Source organism: Janthinobacterium sp. NKUCC08_JDC, assembly GCF_019345575.1.
Taxonomy (GTDB): Bacteria; Pseudomonadota; Gammaproteobacteria; order Burkholderiales; family Burkholderiaceae_D; genus Janthinobacterium; species Janthinobacterium aestuarii.
In genome coordinates this window covers 37,493-63,762 of the sequence record NZ_JAHKQW010000020.1, presented here as the reverse complement: position 1 = coordinate 63,762, position 26,270 = coordinate 37,493, and the positions used below count along the sequence as shown (strand labels likewise).

The window sequence follows — 26,270 nt, the reverse complement described above, 5'->3', positions numbered from 1 at the left end:
CAGAACCGTTGCGATTGCAGCGGTCAGCGTGGTTTTACCGTGGTCGACGTGGCCGATGGTGCCGACGTTGACGTGCGGCTTGGTCCGTTCGAATTTACCTTTTGCCATTTTATTCTTCCTTAGAACAATGATTTAAATGTAGGGACCGGCATTCTCGTGAAAGCCGGCCCGGAACTTCTATTACTTAGCTTTCGAGCTTACGATTGCTTCAGTCACATGCTTAGGTGCTTCAGCATAGTGCTTGAATTCCATCGTGTAAGTCGCACGACCTTGGGTCGACGAACGCAACGATGTGGCGTAACCGAACATTTCCGACAGAGGTACTTCGGCCTTGATGATCTTGCCGCCACCGCCAGCAATTTCATCCATACCTTGCACCATGCCGCGACGCGACGACAGATCGCCCATCACGGTACCGGCGTAGTCTTCCGGCGTTTCCACTTCCACGGCCATCATCGGCTCCAGGATGACTGGCGATGCTTTGCGGCAGCCATCTTTGAATGCCATCGAAGCGGCCATGCGGAATGCATTTTCGTTCGAGTCAACATCATGGTACGAACCGAAGAACAGCGTGACTTTCACGTCAACGACTGGGTAACCAGCCATCACGCCCGAAGTCAGCGTGTCGCGCACACCTTTTTCAACTGCAGGGATGTATTCGCGAGGAACGGTACCGCCCTTGATCGCGTCAACGAATTCGAAGCCCTTGCCCGGTTCTTGCGGTTCGATCTTCAGAACCACGTGACCGTATTGACCACGACCACCCGATTGCTTGACGAATTTGCCTTCCGACTCTTCGCACACTTTACGGATCGTTTCGCGGTAAGCCACTTGTGGCTTGCCGACGGTCGCTTCAACGTTGAATTCGCGCTTCATGCGGTCAACGATGATGTCCAGATGCAACTCGCCCATACCGGCGATGATGGTCTGGCCCGATTCTTCATCGGTACGCACGCGGAACGATGGATCTTCTGCAGCCAGGCGGTTCAGCGCCAGGCCCATTTTTTCCTGGTCGGCCTTGGTTTTTGGCTCGACTGCCTGCGAAATCACTGGCTCAGGGAAGACCATGCGTTCCAGAACGACGCTGGCTTTTTCGTCGCAAAGCGTATCGCCGGTGGTGGTGTCTTTCAGACCCACAACAGCGGCGATGTCGCCAGCGCGCATTTCCTTGATTTCTTCGCGTTCGTTCGCTTGCATCTGCACGATACGGCCGATACGCTCTTTCTTCTGCTTCACGGAGTTCAACACCGAGTCGCCCGAATTCAGGGTACCCGAGTAGCAACGGATGAAGCACAACTGACCGACGAACGGATCGGTTGCGATCTTGAACGCCAATGCCGAGAATTTCTCATTGTCGTCAGCTGCGCGCTCGACTGGCTGCTCGTCCTCATCCAGACCTGGGACAGGCGGAATGTCGATTGGCGATGGCAGGTACTCGATGACCGCGTCCAACATGGCTTGTACGCCCTTGTTTTTAAAGGCGGTACCGCACAACATTGGAACGATTTCGCTGGCGATGGTACGCTGACGCAGGGCAGCCTTGATCTCTTCTTCCGAGAGGTCGCCTTCTTCCAGGTACTTGTTCATCAGGTCTTCCGACGCTTCAGCAGCGGCTTCAACCATGTTTTCGCGCCACTTGGCAGCATCAGCGGCCAGGTGTGCAGGAATGTCGCCGTATTCGAACTTCATGCCTTGCGAAGCGTCGTCCCAGATAACCGCTTTCATCTTGACCAGATCGATAACACCGGTGAAGACGTCTTCAGCGCCGATAGGCATCTGAATAGGTACTGGGTTGGCTTTCAGACGCGAACGCATCTGATCGTAGACCTTGAAGAAGTTGGCGCCGGTACGGTCCATCTTGTTCACGAAGGCCAGACGTGGCACTTTGTACTTGTTAGCCTGACGCCATACCGTTTCCGATTGTGGCTGCACGCCGCCGACTGCACAGTAAACCATGCAGGCGCCATCCAACACGCGCATCGAACGTTCCACTTCAATGGTGAAGTCAACGTGGCCTGGGGTGTCGATGATGTTGATGTGGTGAGCTGGGAAGTTGTTTGCCATGCCTTTCCAGAAGCACGTAACAGCAGCCGAGGTAATCGTGATACCGCGCTCTTGCTCTTGTGCCATCCAGTCGGTGGTGGCAGCGCCATCATGGACTTCGCCCAGCTTGTGGTTCACGCCTGTGTAGAACAGGACGCGCTCGGTCGTGGTCGTCTTACCTGCATCGATGTGAGCGGAGATACCGATATTACGATAGCGCTCAATGGGGGTCTTGCGGGCCATAATTAATCCTAAATGAATGGACAAAACCGAGCAGCATTTTTTTGCAAAAATGAGCCCGGCCTCGAACAACAGATGCTTGACAGCCGCCTTGCGGTAGCTGGCTTTATATTAGAAGCGGAAATGCGAGAACGCTTTGTTCGCTTCAGCCATACGATGGACTTCGTCGCGTTTTTTCATCGCGCCGCCGCGGCTTTCAGCCGCTTCCATCAGCTCACCGCCGAGGCGTTGTGGCATCGATTTTTCGCTGCGCTTGTTAGCAGCTTCACGCAACCAACGCATGGACAGAGCCATACGACGGACTGGGCGAACTTCGACCGGCACCTGGTAGTTTGCACCACCGACGCGACGGGATTTCACCTCAACCAGCGGCTTGGCGTTGTTGATTGCGGTAGCAAAAACTTCGAGCGGATCTTTGCCCGATTTTGCTGCGATGTGCTCGAAAGCACCGTAGATGATGTTTTCTGCAACCGATTTCTTACCGGACAGCATCAGCACGTTTACAAATTTAGCGACATCAGTGTTGCCGAATTTTGGATCTGGCAAAATTTCGCGCTTGGGTACTTCACGACGACGTGGCATATCAATTCCTTTCAATCTTCAGTTGAGCGCGCGTTCTTCGCACACTCGCGGACGACCATCATAGTCTTCCACTTACTCGACCAGATGCGGTCGACTACATTCACTTAGCTAGTTGCCACTGAGCGAAACTTGGGTTTGCTGCGTACAACTTATTACTTCTTGCCAGCTTTAGCGCGCTTGGTACCGTACTTCGAACGCGATTGCTTACGGTCTTTAACGCCTTGGGTATCCAGAGCACCGCGAACCATGTGGTAACGCACACCCGGCAAATCCTTGACGCGGCCGCCGCGCAACAGCACAACACTATGCTCTTGCAGGTTATGGCCTTCACCGCCAATGTACGAAATGACTTCGAAACCATTGGTCAGGCGAACTTTAGCGACTTTACGCAGAGCCGAGTTAGGCTTCTTTGGAGTCGTGGTGTAAACACGTGTGCAGACGCCACGTTTTTGCGGGCTGTTTTCCAGCGCCGGCGATTTGCTCTTCACGGTCAAAGCGACGCGTGGATTGCGAATCAATTGATTGATGGTTGGCATCGTTATAAATCCAACAAAAAACTACGATTAATAACCCGGGCAAGATGCCCGGCGACTAAAACCTCGTCCCGCTTTCATCTACTGCGCACCGGAGGCGCCCGCAGCCACTCGATTAGGAGCGGCCATGAAATGCCAAGTAATGCGTAAACGATGAGCAGAATAAAATCGAGAACTCGCTAGTTTAGACCTTGTGCCACAGGGGGTCAATCGGTTTACCACTTTTTGCTATAAAAAAAGGCAAAAATGGCAGGTGTTTGTGGCATTTTGACTAATCTTTGGCAACGAGGCGCGGCTGCCGGCATGGCTAAACGATTGATGATTTGACATTCTTTCCCTGCGGCCAAGCATCTGCCGTGCACATTCTTGTGTGACCGCAAGACAACAAAAGGATTGATAATAGCGGACATTTTTCGCTGCCCTCCCGCCCTCCTTTATGCGCTCCTTGCTTCGCCCCGCCAATCTGATCCTGCTCCTGACGTATGCCTCGCTGACGGCCGTGCCCTTCATCCCCGCGCTACTGGGGCGTGCGCTCGAGCATCCGTGGCAAATGCTCACGTTCGAGCTGCTGGCCTGGCTGGCCGTCTGGAGCATCTTCAAGCGCCCCGCCTACTTCCACTGGCTGCTGGTGCCCGCCTTCCTGGCCCTGCCGACGGAAATCTACCTGTTCATCTTTTATGGCCAGGGCATTTCCACGCACCACCTGGGCATCATCTTCGAAACCAGCCCCAAGGAAGCGATGGAATTCCTCGGGCAAAAAGTATGGCTGATGGGCGCCGTCATGCTGGGCGTGATCACCTGGTGCGCCCTGAGCTGGTATGCGGCCACGCGCACGCGCGACCTCGACTGGCGCGGCAAGACGCGCCCGGCCGCCTTCGTGCTGCTGATCCTGCTGGGCGGCTTCTGGTGGTATGGCTACGAATTCGGTTTCGAGGCCAAGGCCGTGCACAGTGCCGCCGCGTCCGCCAAGGCAAGCAAGCCGGCGGCCAGCGCCAAGGCGGGCGCCTCCGGCTTCGGCGACGCCAGCTCGGCCGACGATGAAACGGAGGAGGAAGACGAGGAAAGCAGCAAGCCGGAGAACGCCAGCATCGCCGGCGCCGATGAAACGGGCCTGGGCTGGCCCAGCCTGCCCCACTGGGCGCGCCTGCCCTACGCCTTCGACACCGTCAGCAATTCCTGGCCCTTCGGCCTGGCCGCGCGCGGCTTCGATTTCTACAAGGAACGCAAGTACCTGGCCGAACTGGGACAGAAAAGCAGCAGCTTCCGTTTCGGCGCGCACCAGCAACAGCCCGATACCAGCCCGGAAGTGGTGGTCATGGTGATCGGCGAATCGTCGCGCTACGACCGCTGGAGCTTGAACGGCTACGAACGCGACACCAATCCCCTGCTGAAACAGGAAAGCAACCTGGTGCCGCTGGCCGACGTCATCACGGCCGTTTCCGCCACGCGCCTGTCCGTGCCCGTCATCATCTCGCGCAAGCCGGCCACGCAAAGCCTCAAGGATGGCTTCTCGGAAAAATCCTTCCTGACCGCCTACAAGGAAGCGGGCTTCAAGACCTACTGGCTGTCGAATCAGATTTCGTTCGGCCAGTTCGACACGCCCGTGTCCGTCTTCGCCAAGGAAGCGGACGTGGTGCAATTCCTGAACCTGGGCGGCTTTACCAACAGTTCGAACTTCGACCAGATCCTGTTCGATCCGTTCAAGAACGCGCTGGCCGACCCGGCGCCGAAAAAACTCATCGTGCTGCACACCCTGGGCAGCCACTGGAACTACAGCCAGCGCTATCCGAAGGCCTTCGACAAGTGGCAGCCGTCGCTGTTCGGCGTCGACAAGCCCGTCTACACGGATACGGCCATCAAGCCGCAGCTGAACAACAGCTACGACAGCTCCATCCTGTACACGGACTGGTTCCTGTCGAACGTGATCGGCATGCTGAAGGACGACGGCCAGCGCACCGCCCTGCGCAGCTCGCTCGTCTACGTGGCCGACCACGGCCAGACGCTGTACGACGGCACTTGCCGCCTTGCCTTCCACGGCCACAACACGCAGTTCGAATTCCACGTGCCCGCCTTCGTCTGGTATTCGCCGCAATTCCAGCAGCACTATCCGGACAAGGTGACGCAGCTGCGGCGCCATCAGAAAGCGCGCCTGTCGACGGAAAACATGTTTCATACGCTGCTCGACCTGGGCGACATCCGCTTTGCCGGCGAACAGCCCGAATGGAGCATCGCCAGCGCCCGCTTCAAGCAGCACAAGCGCTACGTCGACAGCTACGGCTGGACCAACTACGACAACGCCATCATCCGCGGCGATTGCCGCGAAGTGATCGACAAGAGCACGCCGGAAAAGCAGGACAAGTAAGCGGAGGGCGGTTCTCAGGCCGCCGCGGAATTGCGTTCTGCATCGCGCTCCGCATCGCGCAGCAGCGCTTCCGGCACGCCGCGCTTTTTCAGCGCAGCGATCAGCCGTGCCGTCGAGCCCTGCGCCAGTTGCGCCTCATCGCGGCGCAAGCCGTCGCTCAGATAGGCTTTCAACAGCGTTTGATAACCGGCAAAGCCACGTAGTGGAGCGATCTCTTTCATGGCGTCCACTACATCGACCGGAATGCGCAGGGTAATCGACGTCATGGGACGATCTTTCGCCAAGCGGGTTTTCAAGCGGTCAGACAGCATATTCAGTTTCCTCCTTCTGATCCGCCAGACGGGCGGAAATAATACGGATGGCAACGTCCTCGATCTCGACATGTACCACGAACAGCAGCCGCCCGGCAGCATCGAAGCCGATGGTGGCATCGCGTGCCTCCTGATTGCGCGAGGCTTCCACCAGAACCAGCAGCGGGTCTCCAAACACCTGGGCGGCCTCCTCAAACCTAACCCCATGCTTGCGCTGGTTCAGCTGCGCCTTGGCAGCGTCCCATACAAACGCATCAGCCCCCAGGGTGAAGTGGACGTCCATGCAAGAAGATTAGCACGCGTATTGACGATGTCAATACATCAGTATCAAACCAGAGGAACGCATGTCCTCAGGCCTTGTCCGTGATACCAGCATCAAAACCGCGCTGCGCAAGCAGGACGATGCAGTTGGCGGCCTGCAGCACGCCGTGCGCACACGGACACCGCCTGGACAGCGCGGACACGGCGGACAGCCGGACGCCTGGATTTTTTCCCATCCAAATCAAAGGCTTAACAATTGGCATGGATCGTGCATTGGAAAGGAAATCCTTCACGAGACATGACCATGATCCGCGATACCTCTTCCCAAGACGCCGTACTGTCCTCTCCGCCAGGCCAGCGCCACAAGCGACGCGCCCTGCTGCTCGCTGGCGCCGTCGTCATCATTGGCGGCGCCATCGCTGCCGTTGCCGGCTGGCGCAACAGCGAGCATTCCGTCAACAGCAGCCGCCTGCGCATCGCCGATGTCACGCGCGGCACCCTGATACGTGACGCCGCCGTCACGGGCCGCATCGTCGCTGCCATCAGCCCGACCCTGTATTCGACCACCGTGGCCACCGTCACGCTGAAAGCGAAGGCGGGCGACACGGTGAAAAAGGGCGACATCCTGGCCGTGCTGGAGTCGCCGGACCTGTCCGACGCACTCAAACGCGAACAATCGAGCGTGCAGCAGCTGGAGGCGGAAGTGGCGCGCCAGCAGATCCTGGCCAAGAAGCAGAAACTGCTGGCGCGGCGCGAAGCCGATACGGCGGAAATCGACCGCCTGTCCGCACAGCGCACGCTCGAACGCTACGAGAGCGTGGCGCAGGTGGGCATCATCGCCAAGATCGATTACCAGAAGGCCAAGGACGCCTTGAATTCGGCCGATATCCGCAGCAAGCACGCTTCGCAGGCGGCGGGCCTGGAAAGCGAAGACGTGACCCTGGCCCTGAAAACAAAGAGCAATGAACTCGAACGCCAGCGTCTCGTCCGCGACAACGCCCAGCGCAGGGTCGACGAGCTGACCGTGCGCGCACCCGTCAACGGCTTCATCGGCACCCTGTCGGTGGCCAACCGCAGCGTGGTGCAAGCCAATACGGCCCTGATGACCCTGGTCGACCTGTCGCAGCTGGAAGTCGAGCTGGAAGTACCGGAAACGTATGTGGCCGACATCGGCCTGGGCATGCGCGCCGAGATCGAAACGGGCGTCATCAAGGCCACCGGCAAGCTGTCGGCGCTGTCGCCCGAAGTGGTGAAAAACCAGGTGCTGGCGCGCGTGCGTTTCGATGGCGAACAGCCGGCCGGCCTGCGCCAGAACCAGCGCGTGGCGGCACGCCTGCTGATCGATGAAAAACCGAATGTGCTGATGCTGGCGCGCGGCTCCTTCGTCGAAGCGGAAGGCGGCCGTTTCGCCTACGTCGTGCGCGACGGGCTGGCGATGCGCACGCCGATCAAGCTGGGCGCGACCAGCGTGTCATCAGTGGAAATCCTCGACGGCTTGAAGCTGGGCGACAAGGTCGTCGTCGCCGGCACGGAAAACTTCGAGAACGCGGCCCGCGTCTCGCTCAACTGACACATCATTCAACTTATACCCTGAGAGGCCCTCCATGCTGCGCATGCAAAACCTGAGCAAAGTCTACCGCACCCACATGATCGAAACCCACGCGCTGCGCGGCTTCGACATCCATGTGCAACAAGGTGAATTCGTCACCGTCACGGGGCCGTCCGGCTCGGGCAAGACGAGCTTTCTGAACATCGCCGGCCTGCTCGAGGAATTCACCGACGGCGAATACATACTCGACGGCGTCAACGTCAGGGGCATGGACGACAATGCCCGCTCGCGCCTGCGCAATGAAAAACTCGGTTTCATCTTCCAGGGTTTTAATCTGATTCCCGACCTGTCGCTGTTCGACAACGTCGACGTGCCGCTGCGCTACCGGGGCTTCAACCGCGCCGAACGCAAGGAACGCATCGAAGACGCGCTGGCCAAGGTCGGTCTGGCCTCACGCATGAAGCATTATCCGGCCGAACTGTCGGGCGGCCAGCAGCAGCGCGTGGCCATCGCGCGCGCGCTGGCCGGCTCGCCCAAGCTGCTGCTGGCCGATGAACCGACGGGCAACCTGGACACGCAGATGGCGCGCGGCGTAATGGAACTGCTGGAAGACATCAACGCGCAAGGCACCACCATCCTGATGGTCACGCACGATCCGGAACTGGCGCTGCGCAGCCAGCGCAACGTGCACATCATCGACGGCCAGGTGTCGGACCTGGTGCAGCACGGCGCCACGCTGTCGGCCAGGCCGCAGCACGCCGCGACCGCGTAAGGAGAGCCCATGTTCCGCTACTATTTCACCTTGGGCCTGCGCAGCCTGCGCCGCAACCGCGCCCTGACGGCGCTGATGATACTGACCCTGGCCGTCGGCGTGGCCGCCAGCGTGTCCACCGTCACCATCCTGCACGCCATGTCGGGCGACCCGCTGCCGCACAAGAGCGACCGCCTGTTCGTGCCGATGATCGACATCCTGCCCATGAAAGGCTATGTCGCCGGTGAAAAGCCGGGCTTTCCGCAAATGCAGATGAGCTATATCGACGCCCAGAACTTCATGCGCAGCAAAATCGGCGTACGCCGCACCGTGATGTTCGGCGTGGCCGGCCCGGTCGAACCCTTGCGCAAGGATATCGGCGTCTTCAATGCGCAGGGCATGGCGCCCACGCGCGACTTCTTTGCCATGTTCGAGCCGCCGTTCCTGTACGGCCAGCCATGGAGCGACGCCGACGACGCCAGCGGCGCCGACGTGATCGTGCTCAGCCGCGCGCTGTCGGAGAAACTGGTCGGCAGCGCCAATCCGGTCGGCCAGCGCGTGACGGTGCTGGGCCGGCCCTACATGGTGACGGGCGTCTTGGCCACCTGGGACGTCGTGCCGCGCGCCCATCACATTATCGGCAGCAAGGGGGCATTCGGGCCGGAGGACGAATTCTTCATTCCATTCGCCAGCGCGATCCGCCACGAGACCGTGCACGATGGCGGCATGAGCTGCAACGGCGACAATAACGCACCCGGCTACCAGGGCACGCTCGCCTCGGGCTGCACCTGGCTGCAGTTCTGGTTCGAGATGGCCAGCAGCGGTGAGCGCGGCCAGTTGCAGCAATACCTGGACGCCTATGCGGGCGAGCAGCGCAAGCTGGGGCGCATGCAGCGCAATGCGCCGAACAGCCTGTACGACCTGAACGAATGGATGGGTTTTTTGCAGGTGGTCGACAACGACAACAAGCTGGCGGCATGGCTGGCCTTCGGCTTCTTGCTGCTGTGCCTGGTCAATACCATCGGCCTGCTGCTGGCGAAGTTTTCCGTGCGCGCGTCCGAGGTGGGCATCCGCCGCGCGCTGGGCGCCACCCGGCGCGACATCTTCCGCCAGTTCCTGATCGAGACCACCGTGATCGGCCTGGCCGGTGGCGTACTGGGCCTGCTGCTGGCGTTTGGCGCGCTGGCCGTGGTCAGCAAGCAGTCGGAGGATCTGGGCACGGTCGCGCACATGGACATACCGATGCTGCTGCTGACGTTTGCCATGTCGGTGCTGGCCGCCGTGCTGGCAGGCCTGCTGCCGACCTGGCGCGCCTGCCAGGTGACGCCGGCGATCCAGCTCAAATCCCAATGAACATCGTTTACCCAACATGAGGTCCAGCATGGAAATCCGTCCCATCCTGTCGGCGCTGATGCGCAGCAAAACCGGCGCCGTCCTGGTGGCGGTGCAAGTGGCAATCAGCCTGGCCATCCTGGCCAACGCCCTGCACATCGTCAACCTGCGCCAGGCCGTCGCCGCACGGCCCACCGGCGTGGCCGCCGAAAGCGATATTTTTTACGTCAGTATCCAGAACATCAACCGCGGCAGCCATGAGCGCCAGCTGGCGGAACAGAAGCGCCAGGCGGCACTGCTGCGCGCGCTGCCGGGCGTGATGTCGGTGGCGCAAACGTCGCAGGCGGTGCTGTCGCGCTCCGGCCACAGTACCAGCGTGTCGGCCAAGCGCGGCCAGGCTTCGGCCAGCGCCGAAGTGTCCACCTATGTCAGTCCCGATTCGCTGATCAGGACGTATGGTTTGCAATTGGTCGAAGGCCGCGATTTCCGGCCCGACGAGGTGCCCGAAATCAACGAAGACGTCGACGAGAGCTCGCCCAAGGTGCTGATACTGACGCGGGCGGCGGCGCAAAAGATCTGGCCCGGCGAGACCAGCTTTGTCGGCAAGACCTTGTACCAGGGCACCGGCAACGACGACCCGGAACTGCGCGTGGTCGGCATCGTCGAACGGCTGCAGACCCAAGGCGCGCAGACCAAGCCGCGCGGCGAGTATTCGGCCCTGCTGCCGACACGCCTGACGGGTGGGCGCGACCTGCTGATGTACGCCGTGCGGGCCGAACCCGGCCAGCGTGACCGCCTGATGCAGGAGGCGGAGCAGGCCATCCGCAGGTCCAGCACGGACCGGCTGCTGGTACACACCGACACCCTGGAACAGCACCGCAAGGCGCGCTACCGTGCCGACCAGGGCCTGTCGTGGATGCTGATCGCCGTGTCGACCCTGCTGCTGCTGGTCACCGCCAGCGGCATCGTCGGCATCGCCAGCCTGTGGGTGTCGCAGCGCCGCAAACAGATCGGCGTGCGCCGCGCCCTGGGCGCCCGCCGCATCGACATCCTGCGCTACTTCCTGACCGAAAATTTCATGATCACCAGCGTCGGCGTGGCGTGCGGCGTGCTGCTGGGATTGGGCTTGAACCAGCTGCTGGTCAGCCAGCTGGAAATGGCGCGCCTGCCGCCCGGCTATCTGCTGGCCGGCGCGCTCGTGTTCTGGCTGCTAGGTGTGGGCGCCGTGTACGGCCCGGCCTGGCGCGCGGCCAGCATTTCGCCCGCCACTGCCACCCGCAGTGCCTAAGCCGGCACCTCAGTGATATGCTGCGCGCATGCCTACCGTACTGATTATTGACGACAATGCCGCCGTGGCCATCGCGCTCGACGTGCTGCTCTCCCTGCACGAGATCGACGCCGTGCGCGCCGCCTCGCCCGAGGAAGGCTTGCAGCTGCTCGAGCGCCACGCCATCGACCTGGTGGTGCAGGACATGAATTTCACGGCCGACACCACGTCGGGCGAGGAAGGCGGCGCGCTGTTCCACGCGATTCGCGCGCGCTATCCGGACCTGCCCGTGATCCTGCTGACGGCATGGACCCAGCTCGACGCCGCCGTCGACCTGATCAAGTCCGGCGCGGCCGACTACCTGGCCAAGCCATGGGATGACCGGCGCCTGATCGCCAGCGTGCAGAACCTGCTGGAACTGGGACAGGCCAACCGCGCGCTGCGCCAGCGCGTGGTGGCCGAACAGCGCCAGCGCCACGCCCTGGAACACGACTTCGACCTGCGCGGCATGGTATGGCAAGACCCGGCCACGGAACGAGTCGTGCACCTGGCGTGCCAGGTGGCGCGCGCCGACGTGCCCGTGCTCATTTCGGGGCCGAACGGCAGCGGCAAGGAACGCATCGCCGCCATCGTGCAAGCCAATTCGCAGGTCGCCAGCGGCCCTTTCGTCGTGCTCAATTGCGGCGCCGTGCCCGTGGAACTGATCGAGGCGGAACTGTTCGGCGCGGAAGCAGGCGCCTATACGGGCATCACGCGCGCACGCGACGGCAAGTTCGACGCGGCCGACGGCGGCACCCTGTTCCTCGACGAGATCGGCAACCTGCCGCTGGCCGGACAAATGAAACTGCTGCGCGTGCTCGAAACGGGACGCTTCGAGCGCCTCGGCTCGAACCGCGAGCGGCAAGTGAAAGTGCGCGTCATCAGCGCCAGCAACGCCGACCTGCCGGCGATGATCAAGGCCGGCACGTTTCGCGAAGACCTGTTCTACCGCCTGAACGTGATCGAACTGCGATTGCCGGCGCTGGCCCAGCGCCCGCTGGACATCCTGTTCCTGGCGCGGCATTTCCTGGGCGGCGAAAAGACACTGGACGCGCAGGCGCAGGCGACCTTGCTGGCGCACGGCTGGCCAGGCAATGTGCGCGAACTGAAAAACGTCATGCAGCGCGCCAGCCTGCTGACGGCCGGCCCGGTGATCGGCGCGCTGGAAACGGGCTTGCCGCTGGCCGGTGCGGCATCGCCACGCGCGCCGCAGGATGCCGGCGCGACGGAACCGGACCGCGACAGCGTCACTGCGGCGCTCGCGCGTGCGCACGGCGTGGTGGCGCAGGCGGCGCAGGAACTGGGGCTGTCGCGCCAGGCACTGTACCGTCGCATGGAACGCCTGGGCATCGCGCGCGGCTGATGGGATACCGCCCCATGCGCCTCTCCCTGCTCACGCGCTGGACGGCGCTGATCGTCACCCTGCTGGTGCTGGGCATCATCATCGCGCTGCTGCTCGCGCACTTTTTGCCAGGCCAGCCGCTGCTGGTGCTGGCCGGTACCCTGCTGTGCGTGCTGCCGGTGGCCGTCATCACCATCCGCGCGCAGCTGCAATCGATGCTGTCGCTGTTTCGCGCCTTGAGCGGCACAGTGACGAGCTACCAGGACGGCGATTTCGGCTTCAGCCTGCGCTGGCCGCAAGACGATGAGCTGGCCGACCTGGTGGCGGCCCACAATGCGCTGGGCGACGTGCTGCGCAAGCAGCGCCTGGACCTGGTGCAGCGCGAACTGCTGCTCGACACCATGGTTCAGAACACGCCGGTGGCCATGCTGCTGGTGGCCGAGGGCAGCGCCATCGTCTACGCCAACCTGGCCGCGCGCCAGTTGCTGCACCAGGGACGCCGGCTCGAAGGGCATCACCTGGCCGACATCGTGCAGCAGGCGGCGCCGGCACTGGCCGAAGCGCTGGCGCGCCGCAACGACGGCTTGTTTACCAGCGGCGAAGGGGAACAGGAAGAGGTGTATCACCTGGCGCGGCGCAGCTTCAGCCTGAACGGACGCAAGCACGAACTGCTGCTGTTGCGCCAGCTGACCCTGGAACTGCGCCGGCAGGAAGTGCAGACCTGGAAAAAAGTCATCCGCGTCATCAGCCACGAACTCAACAACTCGCTGGCGCCACTGGCCTCGCTGGCCCACTCCGGCGCCGAGCTGGTGCGCCGCGGCCAGACGGAGCGCCTGCCGCAAATCCTCGCCACCATCGAAGAGCGCACGCGTCACCTGGAAACCTTCATCCTCGGCTATGCGCGCTTTGCCAAGTTGCCCACGCCGCGCCTGGCGCCATGCGAATGGCCCCTCTTCCTTGACAGCCTGGCCTCGCAAGCAGCCTTCACGCTCGACGCCCCGCCGCCCGCGCAAGCGGCCTTGTTCGATGCGGCGCAAATGCAGCAAGCGCTGCTGAACCTGCTCAAGAATGCGCTGGAATCGGGCTCGCGGGAAGAGCATATCGGCCTGCAAGTCAGCCAGGCGCATGGCCAGCTGCGCATCGAAGTGCGCGACCGCGGGCCGGGCATGAGCGGCGCCGTGCTGGAAAACGCGCTGGTGCCGTTTTATTCCACCAAGCGCAGCGGCACGGGACTGGGCCTGGCCCTGGCGCGCGAAATCGCCGAAGCCCATGGCGGGCGCATCACCCTGGCCAACCGCGAGGGTGGCGGCCTGGCGGTGACCTTGATTCTTCCCTTGCTGGACAGAAATTAGTTCCCAGCGTAACGATTTTTAGACCACAAAATCTCGGACGATTTTGAGTAAAACATTGACAATAACAATTGTCAATATTGAAATCACTCACGTCCCATGCCCGTGCGTTAGAAATAAGCTATTTGAGTTTGCATAATGATATTGAAATAACTAATTGACAACGTGATGTCTCAGCGATAATTTATCAGCGCGGTACGGTTTTTTTGAAACATCAATCGTCTTTTCGCGGGGATCAACATGAAATTAAAATCACTCATCGCAGCGGCAGTACTGAGCGCTGCTTCCATCGGCAGCGCCAGTGCCGCCGACTACATCGTCAACCTCGTCAATACCACGGGGAATCTGTGGACCAGCGGCTTCAGCGCCGTGCCCAGTCCGCTCGGCGACTTCACCGATACCTTCACGTTCACACCCGATGCGACCTTCGGTTCCACCGCGCAAGCCTTTCTGGCCAACCTGTCCGTCACGGGTTCGGACAGTTCCTCCATCAGCTTCACCAGCGCCAACCTGAATGGCATCGGCCTGACCGGCTTTGGCGGCCCCACCGTCTTTGGCTATGCCCAGGGCGAAGTCCTGGCGCCGACGAACCTCCTGTTCAATGGCCCGCTGGTCCTCACCGTCATCGGCAACACCAAGGGCGGCAGCTATGGCGGCGTCTTCAACCTGAACCTGGCTCCCGTTCCTGAACCGGAAACCTATGGCATGCTGCTGGCCGGCCTGGGCATACTCGGCTTCCTGGCGCGGCGCCGCAAGCAATCTTGAGCGCTCCACCCAAAAGACGCCACGGCGTCTTTTTCTTTGGCGACTGCTAAACTGGCGCCATGACGACCGACTTTACCTCCACCAGCCATACCGCTTTCAGCCACCCGGGCCACCCGCCCGCCACCACCACCGAACACCGCGGCATCCGCTACCTGCACCTGGGAACCAAGTGGGTGCAAGGCGCCATGCGCCTCGACAAACCCGATGCCATCGAACTCGAATACGTGCAGATGATGATGATGTGGATACTGTTCAAGACGCAGCCCAGACGCATCGTGCAACTGGGCCTGGGCAGCGCCGCGCTGACCAAGTTCAGCTACCGCCGCTTCCCCGATGCCTCGGTCACGGCCATTGAACTCAATCCGAACGTGATCGCCATCTGCGGCGCCCAGTTCGCGCTGCCGCCGAACGACGCACGCCTCGATGTGCGCGAAATGAATGCGCTCGACTTCGTGCTCGACCCGGCCAACCATGGCACCGTCGACGCGCTGCAGGTGGACCTGTACGATGAAGACGCGCGCGGCCCCGTGCTCGACACGCCCGAGTTCTACCAGGCATGCTTCGACTGCCTGACGGACGAGGGCATCATGTGCACGAATGTCTTCGGCGACTTCCCCAACTACGACAAGAATCTGCAGGCGATGGAACTGGTCTTCGACGCCGTCGTCTGGGTGCCGGAAATGGAAGATGAAAACATCGTCGTGCTGGCCTTCAAAAAATCGCCATCGCTCGACTTCAGCGAGCTATACGAACGCGCCGCCACCATCAAGAAGCAATTCAACCTGCCCGCCAAGAACTGGGTCAACGGTTTGAAACAGTGGATGCAGGACCAGCAATAAGATAACCGCATCACGCCGGCAGCAGCGCGCCCAGGCGGCGCGCCAGGCCATCCATATTCTCGGCCGGTACCTGGGCATAGCCGAGCAGAAAACCGTTCCAGCCTGCCTCTTCTCGCGTCCCCTCGCCCGTGCCATGGGCGGACAGCGCCAGCGCCACGATGCCGTCCTGCGCGGCGCGGCGGCTCAGCGCCAGGTCATCCCATGCGCGATCGTGAAAACGCAGCGCCAGGTGCATGCCGGCCGTGCCGCCATGGATGGCCGCGCCCCCACACGCATGGCGCTGCAGTGCCTCGCTCAAGGCGTCGCGGCGCTGGCGGTACAGGCGGCGCATACGGCGTACATGGCGCGCAAACAGGCCGCTGCGCAGGAACTCGGCCAGCGCCAGCTGTTCGGCCACGCGGCCCCGCGCGGCGCCCTGCGCCTGCATCTGCGCGAAGGCCCCGGCCAGCGCCGCCGGCACGACGATAAAAGCCAGGCGCAAGGCGGGGAACATGGTCTTGCTGAAGGTGCCCAGGTACACGATGGGCGCGTCGGCCACCAGTCCCTGCATGGCCGCCAGGGGCGGGCCGCCATGGCGAAATTCGCTGTCGTAATCGTCTTCGATGATCAGGGCGCCGGCCGCGCGCGCGCGTTCGAGCAGCGCCATGCGGCGCGCGGGACTAAGTACGCTGCCCGTCGGATACTGGTGCGACGGCGTCGTGTAGATCAGGCGCGGCGGCGTATCGCGCCAGTCGTCGTCCGTCGGCGCGATGCCATCGATGTCGACGGCGATACCCGTCACCTGCAAGCCGGCGCCACGGCCCGCCGCCAGCGCGCCGCCATAGCCGGGATGCTCGATCCACAAGGTATCTCCCTGGTCGGCAAAGGCGCGCAGGCAGACATCGAGGCTGCTCTGCGTGCCGTCCGTGATGAACACCTGGCCCGCATCGCAGACGACGCCGCGCGCTGCGCGCAAATGGTCGGCGATGGCCATGCGCAGCTGCGGCTCGCCGGCAGGGTCGCCGTAATTGAGCTGGCGCGGCGTCAGCGCGCGCCACGCGCGGTCCAGCATGCGCCGCCACTGCGCCAGCGGAAATTCGTCGAGCGCCGGCACGCCAGGCGCGAACGCGCCCATGGCGTCGGCGGGAAACACCACCGCCGCGCTGGCATCCTGTCCCGCCACGCCGCGCAAACGCCGGGCGCGGCGCGACAAGCCGTCATTGCTGCCGCCGGCAGCAGGTGCCGCTTCCGGCACGCCCACGCTGCCGGCGACGACGGTGCCGCGCCGGTCCGGCAAGACAAACCCTTCGCTGGCCAATTGCTCGTAGGCGTACAGCACGGTATTCCGTGCCAGTCCCAGTTCCGCCGCCAGCACGCGCGTGGCGGCCAGGCGCGTGCCAGGGGCCAGCTGGCCGCCGCGGATCGCCGCGCGCAGGCATTCATGCAGCAGGCGCTGGCGCGGCCAGCCCCGCTCGCGGTGCGTGCGCTCGAATGCGCTCAGCAGCAAAGCAAAATCCATGTGGCCCCCTCAACTGTGGCTCTACATTATTTATCGGTTCTGGATCTTTTTTCAGGGCCAGATGCCGATTATAGTGCGGCCTTCCTCTTCAACCAACGGGACTTCCGCCATGACCACTACCGCCCTGCCTCCCAGCCCCCGTACCCGCGTGCGCCGCGTCGCCGAACTGGCCAGCTACGAGCAAGCCGCCCTGTACGCCATCCTCGATGTCGCCTACCTGTGCCATATCGCCTTCCACGACGACAAGGGCAGCCATTGCATCCCGACCGCCTGCTGGCGCATCGATGGCCACCTGTATATCCACGGCTCGAACGGCAGCCGCATGCTCAAGCTCCTGCAAGACAGCGACGTATGCGTGACGGTCACCCATCTCGATGGCCTGGTACTGGCGCGCTCCGCCTTCAACCACACGATGAACTACCGTTCGGCGATGGTGTACGGGCGGTTTGAAAAAGTCAGCGACATCGGCCAGCAGCATGCGGCCATGGACGCGCTGATGGAAAAGCTGATGCCGGGACGCCTGGCGCACGTGCGTGGCGGCAACGCCAAGGAATACGCGGCCACCACCGTGCTGCGCATCGCGCTCGACGAATACGCCGTCAAGCAGCGCAAGGGCGGCCCGCTCGACGACGCTGGCGACATGGCGCATGCCGTCTGGACGGGCGAACTGCCGTTCACGCACGGCCGTGGCGCGGCCATCGCCGATGCGCTCAACACGTGCGACATACCCGCGTATGCCGCCGCATGGAGTACGGAATCCGCTTGACCGGCCAGCGTGCTTGACCGATGATCGGCGTTGATGGCGATCGCCACCAATTCACCAACCGATCCAATCACGCATGGAGCAAATGATGATGAAGCGAGTATCCCTGGCTGTGGCCCTGACGGTCATGCTGGCCTGTGGCGGCAGCGGCGCGGCACTGGCCGCCGACACGGGCGACGCGGCCCTGAAAGCGGCCATCGCCGGCAGCGCGCGCACACCGGCCAACGCGCTGCGCGACAGCGCCCGCCACCCGTATGAAACGCTGACGTTCTTCGGCATCAAGCCGACGATGACGGTGGTGGAACTGGCGCCCGGCGGCGGCTGGTACACGGAGATCCTCGCGCCCTACCTGCGCGACAACGGCAAGCTGATTGCCGCCGGCAACGACCCGCAGTCAAGCAGCGAAGGCGCTCGCCGCGGCGCGGCGCGCTTCCAGCAAAAACTCGACGCCAATCCCAGCGCCTTCGGCAAGGTGGACATCGGCGCCTTCGCGCCACCCACCACCTACCGCATCGCGCCCAAGGGCACGGCCGACATGGTGCTCACCTTCCGCAATATCCACAACTGGATACCGATCGGCGAAGCGGGCATGCAGACCCTGTTCAAGGAAGTGTATGACAGCCTGAAACCGGGCGGCGTATTCGGCGTCGTCGAGCACCGCCTGCCGGCGAACAAGGTGCAGGACGCCACAGCAAGCAGCGGCTACATGCACGAAGCGTATGTGATCAAACTGGCCGAAGGCGCAGGTTTCAAACTGGCGGCCAAGTCAGAGATCAACGCCAATCCGAAAGACACGGCGGACCACCAGGGGGGCGTCTGGGCGCTGCCGCCCACCTACGCCAACAAGGATGTGGACCGGGCCAAGTACACGGCCATCGGCGAGAGCGACCGCATGACCTTGAAGTTCGTCAAGCCATAAAAAGCAAACGGCGGCGTGCCACTCCGGCGCGCCGCCCGATCCCGGACTGGAATGCCGCCTTACAGGTGGATGCCGTACACGCCGCACAGGCGCTTGACCAGGGTGCAGGCGTTGGCATCGCTGTCCGTCACGCAGGCGGTATAGGCTTCCTCGCAGGTTTCACGCGTTGGCAAGGCAAACGCGGAAGAACTGATGGCGCCGGCAAAACCGACGGCGACGCAAAAGACAAATACGGCTTTTTTCACATTGATCATTTTTATCCCATTCCCCAAAGTTGAGTCGTTATAAAAAACACTGGAAGACAAAGACGTCAGCCGCCAGAAAGCGTCTGTCGACAGACAAATTTCATGGCGCACGGAAATAGTATCACCTTGAAAAGTTAGTAAATCCACAAACAAGAAAACAAGATAACGTTTCTTTTTCGCCCCATTTCATGGAATAAAAACCGGTCCGCCACCCTCCTGCCGCGCATTTGCATGGCAACGGGCGAAAAAAAACCGCAGCACAGGCTGCGGTTCTGGTATCGACCCTTTATGTATCGACCCTTTATTTCTTCGCTTCCTTCGGTTTCACCGGCACCAGGCTCAGGTCCTGGAAGTCGTAGCTGAAATCCGTCTCGGCCGACACGGGCGCCATCTTCACCCGGTCGATGCTGCCATCGGGATTGAGCGAGAACGTCACGTAGGCGTCGGCGTTGAAGTTACGCTCTTTCCAGCGCACGATGAAGGTGTCGTGCTGCCAGTGTTCCAGCTCGCCCGTCAGGTCCGGCGTGCGCGTGAAGCTGAGGATATGTTTTTTCCCCTCGGGCTTGATGATGACCTTGCCGTACCAGGCATCCTCGTACTCGCCGTCGTACGCCGCCAGTGGCAGCGATGGCTGCGATCTGGCCGCGCGCGCGCTCGACGCCTTGCCCTGCTTTTTCACTTCTTCCGCATGCTGGTCCTGCTCCACCTTGGCCACCAGCGCCAGCCAGTCCGACGGCGCCGCCTGCAGGTAATGGTCGAGGATGCGCCATTGCAGCGCCGTCATGGAACCGCCATTTTCCGCATTGGTCAGAATGGCCACGCCCAGCTTCGCTTCCGGCACCATCACCACGCGCGAATAAAAGCCCTGCAGCGCGCCGCCGTGCATGGCCACCTTCATGCCCTTGTAGTCGCGCAGCTGGAAGCCCAGGCCATACGCGCTGAAGTTCGGTTTCGTCGCGGCCAATGCCGGTTTCGGCTCGGGGATCTTGATCGGCGTTTGCGCCGTCCACATTTCGCGGCCCTGCTTTTCGCTGAACAGGCGCGCGTCCTTGCCATCCTTGTCCTTCACGCCGGCGATCTTGCCGCCGTCAAGCAGCACCATCATCCACTTGGCGATATCTTCCGCATTCGTGTTGATGCCGACGGCGCCCACGGCGTTCGGCACGGGCATCGATTTGACGGCGGCGATCTTGCCGTCGATCTTGCTGTGCGCATTGGCGACGTCGGGATTGCCCGCATTTTCAGCCAGGCTGGTGGTGGTGCCCGTCATGCCCAGCGGCGCCAGGATGCGTTCATGCATGGCCTCGCCCCAGCTTTTCCCCGCCTTGTCGGCGATGATCTTGCCAGCCACGATGTACAGCAGGTTATCGTAGGCATAGCTGTTGCGAAAACTCGTGGCCGGACGGATGTAGCGCAGCTTCTCGATGATCTCGTCGGTGCTGAAGGTCGTCGTCGGCCACCACAGCAAGTCGCCGGCGCCCAGGCCCAGGCCGCTGCGGTGCGTCAGCAAATCGCGGATGGTCATGGCGCCCGTCACGTAGGAATCGTGCATCTGGAAGCCGGGCAAATGCTTGGTAACGGGATCGTCCCAGGCCAGCTTGCCCTCGTCGACCAGCATGGCCAGCGCGGCGGCCGTGAAGCCTTTCGAGTTCGATGCCACTTCGAACACGGTCTTCGCATCGACGGCGGCTGGCTCGCCCAGCTTGCGCACGCCAAAGCCCCTGGCGGTGATGACTTTACCGTCCTTGACGATGGCGATCGCCATGCCGGGCACGTCGAACACTTTCAGGGCGGTGGCGACGTCGCGCTCAAGATCGAAGGCCGGCGCGGGCGCCGGTGCGGCAGCAACAACGGGGGCGGCGTCAACAGCCAGCGCCGGCACGGCGATCGCGGAAAACGCCAGCACGATGGCGGTGGCGAGGCGGTTCATGGTATGCATGGTCAGGATGTCCAAAGGAAGTTCAATGCGCTTGCGCGGCCATCAATTTGTCGACGCTTTCCTGCGTCACCGGGTGGTAGCGTTCGCGCGCCTTCGCATACACGTCCTTGGCCCAAGCATGGCCTTGCGGCGTCTTCATCAGAGCGCTGTACAGGGGCACGACGAACTTCTGGCGGCCCACGCTCATGAGGAATGCCTGCAAGGGCTGCTGCACGTCGTAGCCGGCGTTCACGGAGGCCAGGTAGAAGCGGTAGGCCACTTCATTGTTGCCGCTCTTGCCCACGCCGTAGGCCTGGTCCAGCTCACGCAATTGCGCCGCGCTGGCCTTGTTGTTGATGTCGTTCAGGAAGTGCATCGATTCGATGGCGATCCACTTGTCCATGCCCAGGTCTTTCGTCGGCAATGTGCCTTTCAACCAGGCGTCGCGGTGCTGGTCGAGCAGCGCCAGACGCGGCGAGACGACGCGCTGCGCGCTGGCCGGCACGCCCGTGCCATACAGCCACTCATCGAGTTCCGCTTCCGGCATCACGTCCGGATGCTGCGCCAGCAGGTTCTTGCGCAGGTAGGCGATGAACTGCTCCGTCGTCACGCTCTGGAACGCGTGCTGGTCGAACCAGCCGCGCAGGAAAGGATCGAACACGGCGCGGCCGGCACGGCGCTCCATGGTGGCCAGGAACCAGGCGCCTTTCGGGTAGATGATGCCGTCGTCCGTGTACGTTTCGGCCGGGTTGGCGTCCGCGTCGCGTGTGATCAGCGCCGTTTTCGCGGCCGGCAGTTCGCGGATCGCAGCGGCCAGTTCTTCCTGGTCGACCTGCACGCCCATCTGCGCTACTTCGCTGCCATACAGCTGCTCGACGATGCGGGTCGTGACGTAGGTGGTGAAGCCTTCGTTGAGCCACATGTGCTTCCACGAGGCGTTGGTGACCAGGTTGCCCGACCACGAGTGGGCCAGTTCATGCGCGATCAGGTCGACCAGGCTGCGGTCGCCCGCGATCATGGTCGGCGTGAGGAAGGTCAGGCGCGGGTTTTCCATGCCGCCGTAGGGGAACGATGGCGGCAGCACGATCATGTCGTAGCGTCCCCAGCCATATGGACCGTACAGCGCTTCGGCGGCCTGGATCATCTTTTCCGTGTCGGCCAGCTCGTATTCGGCCGCCTTGATGCGCGGCGGTTCCGCATACACGGCGGAGCGGGGACCGAGTTTGCGCACTTCCAATTCGCCGATGGCAATGGCCAGCAGGTACGATGGAATCGGCTGCGGCATCCTGAATTTCCAGCCTCCCTTGCCCGTCGCCTTTTCGTCGTTCTCAGCGCTCATCACGACGCGCATGCCCGCTGGCGCATCGATGCGTGCGCTATACGTAAAACGCACGGCCGGCGTATCCTGCGACGGCACCCACGAGCGGGCGTTGATGCTTTGCGACTGGCTGAACATGAAAGGCAGCTTGCCCGACATGGTCTGCTGCGGCGTGAGCCACTGCAGCGCGATGGCGTTCGGCGCCGTGTGATAGTAGACGCGCACTTTGCCCGGCTGGCCCGTGGTGGTGATGCGCAGCGCCTGGCCCTTTTCCGGGTCGGCCCTGTCCAGCTGGTACGGCGCCATCTGCCAAGCGCCGCGCTTGTCCTGCACCTGCACCTTGGCGATCGACAAATCGCGCGTATCGAGCACCAGGGTGCGCGCCGCCGGATCGATCCAGTTCAAGGACAGCTCGGCATAGCCGGAGAGCGTCTTTTGCTTGAAGTCCGCTTTCAGGTCCAGCTGCAGGTCGCGCGTGCGCACCTGGTCGTAGCGCGCATAGCTGAGGGGGTCGGCGTGCGCGGCCAGGGTTACCTGGCAAAGGAGCGCACAGCCCAGCGCGCGCAGGAAGGTCAAAGTTTGCATGGTCGTCTTTTGAATGATTTGCGAAAGCCCCGGTCCGTGTGCGCCGGGGCGTCGCGCAGAATAGCACTTCCGGCGCGGGCCGGCAGAAAAAAGCGCCGGACTGGCCGGCGCTGTTTCCCTATTTTGCTTCCGGCCTGGCCTCGGCCTTGGCCTCGGGCGCCTTCAGCGGCGTATTAAAATCCTTCATCAGGTTGTTCTTGTCGCGATCGAGCTTGAACAGTTCCAGGCGCGATGGCGTGACTTTCCTCGGCCAGCTATTGTTGCCGGTGTCGATGTCGGCCGTCTCCCAATACGGGTCCTGCACCAGGCCCACCATCGGCTCGTCCGTGACGATCACCTTGCTGATCTTGTGCGGCGCATAGCGCCACACTTCGGCCGGCACGCGCTCGATGATCTTCTTGCCGCTTTTCAGTTCGATTTCCAGGATCAGTGGCATCACCAGGCCGCCGAGATTCGAAAAGTCGACCAGGTACAAGTGCTTGCCCATGTTGCGCTGTTCCAGCAGCTTGCGCTCCCACGGCTCCAGCCCTTCCTGCTCTTCCGCATAGCTGTTGCGGTCCTTGTTGGTGACCGTGAAGTCATCGTGCCGGTTATAGAAATCCTTCAGTGCGGGATCGATGTCGACCTTCTTCGGCAGCGCCTTGTTGCGCTGGTCCGAAATTGAGATGGGCTGCGCGTCTTTCTGCGCCTTCTTCCACGCTTTCTCGATTTCCGGATTCTTCGTACTCACGCCATATTCGCTGATGCCGTCGATGCTGATGTCGACCGCATCGGTCGTATAGAACCAGCCGCGCCAGAACCAGTCCAGGTCCGTGCCGGACGCGTCTTCCATGGTGCGGAAAAAGTCGGCTGGCGTCGGGCGCTTGAACTTCCAGCGCAGCGCGTACTGCTTGAAGGCGAAGTCGAACAGTTCACGCCCGAGGATGGTCTCGCGCAGGATGTTGAGCGCCGTGGCCGGCTTGTCGTAGGCGTTCGCCGTGAACTGCAGCAAGGACTCGGAATTGGTCATGATGGGCACCTGGTTCTGGCTGCGCATGTAGTCGACGATCTTGCGCGGCTCGCCATTCCACGACGGGAAATGCTCTTCCCACGCCTGCTCGGCCAGGTACTGCAGGAAGGAGTTGAGGCCCTCGTCCATCCACGTCCACTGGCGCTCGTCGGAGTTGACGATCATGGGGAAATAATTGTGGCCCACTTCGTGGATGATCACGCCGATCAGGTCATATTTTGCCGTCTTCGAATACGTGAGCTCCCCCGTCTTCTTGTCCTTCACGGGGCGCCCGCCATTGAACGCAATCATCGGGTACTCCATGCCGCCGACGGCGCCGTTGACGGAAATCGCGTTCGGATACGGATAGTCGAAACTGTATTTGTTGTACTGCTCGATCGCGTGCACGACGGCGCGCGTGCTGTACTGCTGCCACAGTGGGTTGCCTTCGTTCGGGTAATACGACATGGCCATCACGCGCTTGCCGCCGCTATTCAAACCCTGCGCATCCCAGATGAACTTGCGGCTTGAGGCCCACGCCACATCGCGCACATTGGCCGCCTTGAAGTGCCAGGTTTTCATGCCCGCCGACTTGCCCTTCTCCGCCGCCAGCGCTTCCTGCGGCGTGATCACCAGCAGCGGCGTATTGCTGTTTTTCGCCCGCGCCAGGCGCTCGCGCTGCGCCGCGCTCAGTACGGCGGCCGGATTTTGCAGCTCGCCCGTGGCGGCCACCACGTGGTCGTCCGGCACCGTCAGGTACAGCTCGTAGTCGCCAAACTCCAGCGTGAATTCGCCGGAGCCGAGGAACTGCTTGTGCTGCCAGCCGGCGGCGTCGTAATACGCGGCCATGCGCGGGAACCACTGCGCGATCTGGAAGATCGTGTTCTTGTCGTCTTCAAAATACTCATAGCCGGAGCGCTCGACGAGCACCTTCTGGTCATTGATCCGATACGACCAGTCGATATTGAACGTGACGCTCTGGCCGGGTGCCAGCGCCACCGGCAGATCGATCCGCAGCATGGTCTGGTTGACCACATACGGCAGCGGCTTGCCGTTGGCCGCCGTCACGGCGGTGAGCTTGAAGCCGCCGTCAAATTCGCGGCCCGCATGGATGGCGCGCAAGTCCTCGAATTTCAGCGCCTCGTCTTCGCTGCCACTGAGCCAGGCCTGGCGCGATGGGGCACTCAATACGCGGCGCTGGTCGGCATCCTGGCGCAAGCCATTCTGGTCCAGCTGCAGCCACAGATACGCGAGGCTGTCGGGCGAGCGGTTGTGATAGGTGATCTGCTCGCTGGCAGTGATGGCGCGGCGTTCCTCATCGAGCGTGGCGCGGATCACGTAATCGGCGCGCTGCTGCCAGTAGGCGTGGCCGGGCGCGCCGGACGCCGTGCGGTAGCTGTTCGGCGTGGGCAGCAGCTCTTCCAGCTGGCGGAACTTGTCGTCGAAGGGCGCGGCGGCGCACAGGCCGGACAAGGGAGCAAACAAGGTCAAACACAAGGCAAGCAAGCGGACAAGGACCGGCATGGCGCATTCCATCTGGGAGTCGTGGACAGAACTGCATTCTAAGTCGAGTCTGTTTGCAATCGGTCATTGTTGTCGAAGTCCCACACACCGGGCCGCGCCCCACCCGGGCGCTACTGGCGCCGGCGCGGGCATTGGCGTATGATGCGCCTCGAACATTGGGGAGTAGTCGTCCCGCGGTCCTGCCGCGGGAACCTGTATCAACATGATTGGCCCGCAGGCCATGGTGCAGGTGGTTGCAGAACTTGACGAGACCATTGATCCAGGGCGGCCGCATGGGCCGGAGTCGCCCGTGGATCATTGGTTAATTCGTCCGGCCCGCGTACCTCTTGCAATCTCATGGAAGCATTCCTCATCTCCACCGGCATCGTCGGTCTCGCTGAAATCGGCGATAAAACCCAACTCCTGGCCTTTCTGCTGGCCGCCAAATTCCGCAAGCCCTTGCCCATCGTGCTGGCCATTTTCGTCGCTACCATCGCCAACCACGCGTTCGCCGCCGCCGTCGGCGCCTGGATCACCAGCATGCTGGGCCCCGACGTACTGCGCTGGGTGCTGGGCGTGTCGTTCCTGGCCATGGCCGCCTGGACGCTGATCCCCGACAAGCTCGATGAAGACGAAACGAAGCTGGCCAAATACGGCGTCTTCCTGACCACCCTGATCGCCTTCTTCATGGCGGAAATGGGCGACAAGACGCAGGTGGCGACCGTGGCGCTGGCGGCGCGCTACCACGACATTGTTTCCGTCGTGCTGGGCACCACCTTCGGCATGATGCTGGCCAACGTGCCGGCCGTCTACCTGGGCGACAGGATCGCCAACCGTGTACCGCTGCGCCTCGTGCACGGCATCGCGGCGCTGGTGTTTGCCGTGCTGGGTGTGGCCACCCTGCTGGGGGCAGGCGCCGCCCTGGGTTTCTGAGGCAGCCTTGGATAATTTCTCATTTACAATATTCA

At 62.4% G+C, this 26,270-nt stretch carries 23 protein-coding genes and 1 riboswitch; of the genes, 12 read left to right on the top strand and 11 right to left on the bottom strand.

The window, feature by feature from the left end; translation table 11 throughout:
* From KO538_RS27650 to rpsL, 4 genes are all read right to left on the bottom strand, one after another.
* Positions 1-108, bottom strand: a 108-nt coding sequence (locus KO538_RS27650; RefSeq protein WP_038204084.1) for a GTP-binding protein, incomplete at its 3' end; no start/stop codon positions are given.
* 72 nt (positions 109-180) lie between these two features.
* The gene (gene fusA / locus KO538_RS27645; RefSeq protein WP_034753184.1) at positions 181-2,286 is read right to left on the bottom strand and encodes an elongation factor G; all 2,106 of its coding nucleotides are present in this window, start codon (positions 2,284-2,286) and stop codon (positions 181-183) included.
* Positions 2,287-2,394: 108 nt separating this feature from the next.
* Entirely contained in the window at positions 2,395-2,865 is a 471-nt protein-coding gene (gene rpsG / locus KO538_RS27640) for a 30S ribosomal protein S7 (RefSeq protein WP_010394377.1), read from the bottom strand.
* A 152-nt stretch (positions 2,866-3,017) separates the two neighbouring features.
* A complete protein-coding gene (gene rpsL, locus KO538_RS27635) occupies positions 3,018-3,401 on the bottom strand; it encodes a 30S ribosomal protein S12 (RefSeq protein ID WP_010394376.1) in 384 nt (127 codons plus the stop codon).
* A 433-nt stretch (positions 3,402-3,834) separates the two neighbouring features.
* Between rpsL and KO538_RS27630 the strand changes: the two genes are divergently transcribed.
* Entirely contained in the window at positions 3,835-5,760 is a 1,926-nt protein-coding gene (locus KO538_RS27630; protein WP_219330265.1) for a phosphoethanolamine transferase, read from the top strand.
* A 14-nt stretch (positions 5,761-5,774) separates the two neighbouring features.
* On the opposite strand, the gene KO538_RS27625 is transcribed toward KO538_RS27630, so the two are convergent.
* Positions 5,775-6,071 (bottom strand): BrnA antitoxin family protein, encoded by a 297-nt coding sequence (locus KO538_RS27625; protein WP_257620618.1) that lies wholly within the window; start codon positions 6,069-6,071, stop codon positions 5,775-5,777.
* Complete coding sequence (locus KO538_RS27620) at positions 6,061-6,354, bottom strand: BrnT family toxin (RefSeq protein WP_219330264.1); 294 nt, start codon at positions 6,352-6,354, stop codon at positions 6,061-6,063. The genes KO538_RS27625 and KO538_RS27620 overlap by 11 nt, the downstream gene beginning before the upstream one ends.
* A 276-nt stretch (positions 6,355-6,630) precedes the next feature.
* Between KO538_RS27620 and KO538_RS27615 the strand changes: the two genes are divergently transcribed.
* From KO538_RS27615 to KO538_RS27580, 8 genes are all read left to right on the top strand, one after another.
* Positions 6,631-7,902 carry an efflux RND transporter periplasmic adaptor subunit gene (locus tag KO538_RS27615; protein ID WP_257620617.1) on the top strand — a complete coding sequence of 424 codons (1,272 nt, stop codon included), beginning with the start codon at positions 6,631-6,633 and terminating at the stop codon, positions 7,900-7,902.
* A gap of 34 nt (positions 7,903-7,936) precedes the next feature.
* Positions 7,937-8,653 carry an ABC transporter ATP-binding protein gene (locus KO538_RS27610; RefSeq protein WP_070301644.1) on the top strand — a complete coding sequence of 239 codons (717 nt, stop codon included), beginning with the start codon at positions 7,937-7,939 and terminating at the stop codon, positions 8,651-8,653.
* Positions 8,654-8,662: 9 nt separating this feature from the next.
* Positions 8,663-9,985 carry an ABC transporter permease gene (locus tag KO538_RS27605; RefSeq protein WP_070301645.1) on the top strand — a complete coding sequence of 441 codons (1,323 nt, stop codon included), beginning with the start codon at positions 8,663-8,665 and terminating at the stop codon, positions 9,983-9,985.
* Between the two features lie 28 nt (positions 9,986-10,013).
* On the top strand, positions 10,014-11,252 hold the full coding sequence (locus KO538_RS27600; RefSeq protein ID WP_070301646.1) for an ABC transporter permease: 1,239 nt from the start codon (positions 10,014-10,016) through the stop codon (positions 11,250-11,252).
* A gap of 28 nt (positions 11,253-11,280) precedes the next feature.
* A complete protein-coding gene (locus KO538_RS27595; RefSeq protein ID WP_219330263.1) occupies positions 11,281-12,633 on the top strand; it encodes a sigma-54 dependent transcriptional regulator in 1,353 nt (450 codons plus the stop codon).
* 14 nt (positions 12,634-12,647) lie between these two features.
* Positions 12,648-13,964: a PAS domain-containing sensor histidine kinase gene (locus KO538_RS27590; protein ID WP_070301661.1), complete on the top strand. Its 1,317-nt coding sequence runs from the start codon at positions 12,648-12,650 to the stop codon at positions 13,962-13,964.
* A gap of 237 nt (positions 13,965-14,201) precedes the next feature.
* Positions 14,202-14,726, top strand: coding sequence for an FxDxF family PEP-CTERM protein (locus KO538_RS27585; RefSeq protein ID WP_219330262.1), 525 nt, complete (start codon positions 14,202-14,204; stop codon positions 14,724-14,726).
* Between the two features lie 59 nt (positions 14,727-14,785).
* Positions 14,786-15,565: a spermidine synthase gene (locus tag KO538_RS27580; RefSeq protein WP_219330261.1), complete on the top strand. Its 780-nt coding sequence runs from the start codon at positions 14,786-14,788 to the stop codon at positions 15,563-15,565.
* A 10-nt stretch (positions 15,566-15,575) separates the two neighbouring features.
* On the opposite strand, the gene KO538_RS27575 is transcribed toward KO538_RS27580, so the two are convergent.
* On the bottom strand, positions 15,576-17,063 hold the full coding sequence (locus KO538_RS27575; RefSeq protein WP_219330260.1) for a PLP-dependent aminotransferase family protein: 1,488 nt from the start codon (positions 17,061-17,063) through the stop codon (positions 15,576-15,578).
* Positions 17,064-17,172: 109 nt separating this feature from the next.
* Between KO538_RS27575 and KO538_RS27570 the strand changes: the two genes are divergently transcribed.
* Both KO538_RS27570 and KO538_RS27565 read left to right on the top strand, forming a co-directional pair.
* Complete coding sequence (locus KO538_RS27570) at positions 17,173-17,829, top strand: pyridoxamine 5'-phosphate oxidase family protein (protein WP_219330259.1); 657 nt, start codon at positions 17,173-17,175, stop codon at positions 17,827-17,829.
* 85 nt (positions 17,830-17,914) lie between these two features.
* The gene (locus KO538_RS27565; RefSeq protein ID WP_219330267.1) at positions 17,915-18,745 is read left to right on the top strand and encodes a class I SAM-dependent methyltransferase; all 831 of its coding nucleotides are present in this window, start codon (positions 17,915-17,917) and stop codon (positions 18,743-18,745) included.
* Positions 18,746-18,804: 59 nt separating this feature from the next.
* Here KO538_RS27565 and KO538_RS27560 read toward each other — a convergent pair whose 3' ends face one another.
* From KO538_RS27560 to KO538_RS27545, 4 genes are all read right to left on the bottom strand, one after another.
* Positions 18,805-18,999 carry a hypothetical protein gene (locus KO538_RS27560; RefSeq protein ID WP_072457718.1) on the bottom strand — a complete coding sequence of 65 codons (195 nt, stop codon included), beginning with the start codon at positions 18,997-18,999 and terminating at the stop codon, positions 18,805-18,807.
* 292 nt (positions 19,000-19,291) lie between these two features.
* The gene (locus tag KO538_RS27555) at positions 19,292-20,929 is read right to left on the bottom strand and encodes a serine hydrolase (protein WP_072457740.1); all 1,638 of its coding nucleotides are present in this window, start codon (positions 20,927-20,929) and stop codon (positions 19,292-19,294) included.
* Positions 20,930-20,951: 22 nt separating this feature from the next.
* Positions 20,952-22,811: a M1 family metallopeptidase gene (locus KO538_RS27550; RefSeq protein WP_072457716.1), complete on the bottom strand. Its 1,860-nt coding sequence runs from the start codon at positions 22,809-22,811 to the stop codon at positions 20,952-20,954.
* A gap of 118 nt (positions 22,812-22,929) precedes the next feature.
* The gene (locus tag KO538_RS27545; protein ID WP_219330258.1) at positions 22,930-25,323 is read right to left on the bottom strand and encodes a M1 family aminopeptidase; all 2,394 of its coding nucleotides are present in this window, start codon (positions 25,321-25,323) and stop codon (positions 22,930-22,932) included.
* Between the two features lie 145 nt (positions 25,324-25,468).
* Positions 25,469-25,650, top strand: a riboswitch (yybP-ykoY riboswitch).
* A 9-nt stretch (positions 25,651-25,659) separates the two neighbouring features.
* On the opposite strand from KO538_RS27545, the gene KO538_RS27540 reads away from it, so the two are divergent.
* The gene (locus tag KO538_RS27540) at positions 25,660-26,235 is read left to right on the top strand and encodes a TMEM165/GDT1 family protein (RefSeq protein ID WP_034753160.1); all 576 of its coding nucleotides are present in this window, start codon (positions 25,660-25,662) and stop codon (positions 26,233-26,235) included.
* Positions 26,236-26,270 lie beyond the last annotated feature (35 nt).